A 1,493-nucleotide genomic window follows, 5' to 3' on the forward strand; every position below is an offset into this window, starting at 1 on the left:
CGTGAGCCCCGCGTGCGCGCACCGGACGCCGGCCTCCGTGCGCGCGACCGCCCACTGCCGCCGCAGGGCGCGGTGCCACCGCAGCTCCTCGCACGCCGCACGCGCCTCGGCCACCGCCTCCGCGACGCCGTCGAGCGCGGCGAGCGGTTCGAGGGGATGGTCCGGCACGCCGTCAGCGTAGGGGCGCCGCGCGCCGCGACCGGTGCCACGATGGCGAGGTGACCTCAGCGCCGAGCGTGTCCTCGTCCATCACCGTCCGCCTGCAGGTCGAGGCGCGGCCGACGGCCGTCAGCGAGCTGACCACGTCGATCGAGCACTCGGGCGGGATCGTCACCGCGCTCGACGTCACGGCGTCCGGCCACGAGCGGATCAGCGTCGACGTCACGTGCGCGACGCGCGGCGAGCAGCACGCGGCCGACATCGTCGAGGCGCTGCGCGGGCTCACGGGCGTCGTCGTCGACCGGGTGAGCGACCGCACCTTCCTCATGCACCTCGGCGGCAAGCTCTCGATCGAGTCCAAGGTGCCGATCCGCAACCGCGACGACCTCTCGATGGTCTACACGCCCGGCGTCGCGCGCGTCTGCGAGGCGATCGCCGCGCGCCCCGCGGACGCGCGCAACCTCACGATCAAGCGGAACACGATCGCCGTCGTGACCGACGGCACGGCGGTGCTCGGCCTGGGCGACATCGGCCCGCTGGCCGCGCTCCCCGTGATGGAGGGCAAGGCCGCGCTGTTCAAGCGGTTCGGCGACATCGACGCCTTCCCCATCGCGCTCGACACCACCGACGTCGACCAGATCGTCGAGACCGTCGTCGCGATCGCGCCGGTGTTCGCGGGCATCAACCTCGAGGACATCTCGGCGCCGCGCTGCTTCGAGATCGAGCGGCGCCTGCGCGAGCGCCTCGACATCCCGGTGTTCCACGACGACCAGCACGGCACGGCGATCGTCGCGCTCGCGGCGCTGACCAACGCCCTGCAGGTGGTCGGCAAGGACATGGGAGCCGTGCGCATCGTCATGTCGGGCGCGGGGGCGGCGGGCACGGCGGTGCTCAAGCTGCTGCTCGCCGCGGGCGCGCAGGACGTGCTGGTGTGCGACATCGAGGGCGTCGTCCACGCCGACCGGCCGGGCCTGCACCCGTCGCTGCGGTGGACGGCCGAGCACACCAACCCGCGCGGCGCCACGGGCACGCTGCGCGAGGCGCTCGCCGGGGCCGACGTCTTCATCGGGCTCTCGGCCCCGGACATCCTCACGGGCGACGACATCGCGACCATGGCGCCGCGGTCGATCGTGTTCGCGATGGCGAACCCGCGGCCCGAGGTCGATCCGGACGACGCCGCCCAGCACGCCGCCATCGTCGGCACCGGCCGCTCGGACTTCGCCAACCAGATCAACAACGTGCTCGCGTTCCCCGGCGTCTTCCGCGGCCTGCTCGACGCGCAGTCGCACCGCATCACGACCGAGCTGCTGCTCGCGGCGGCGCGCGCGCTCGCG

1 protein-coding gene is annotated in these 1,493 nt (G+C 73.9%); it reads left to right on the plus strand.

Annotated features, from left to right (window positions below):
* Positions 1-218: 218 nt before the first annotated feature.
* A partial coding sequence (locus ICW40_RS20400; RefSeq protein WP_221655800.1) for an NAD-dependent malic enzyme occupies positions 219-1,493 on the plus strand: 1,275 nt, incomplete at its 3' end.

This window comes from Actinotalea ferrariae (genome assembly GCF_019733465.1).
Taxonomy (GTDB): Bacteria; Actinomycetota; Actinomycetes; order Actinomycetales; family Cellulomonadaceae; genus Actinotalea; species Actinotalea ferrariae_A.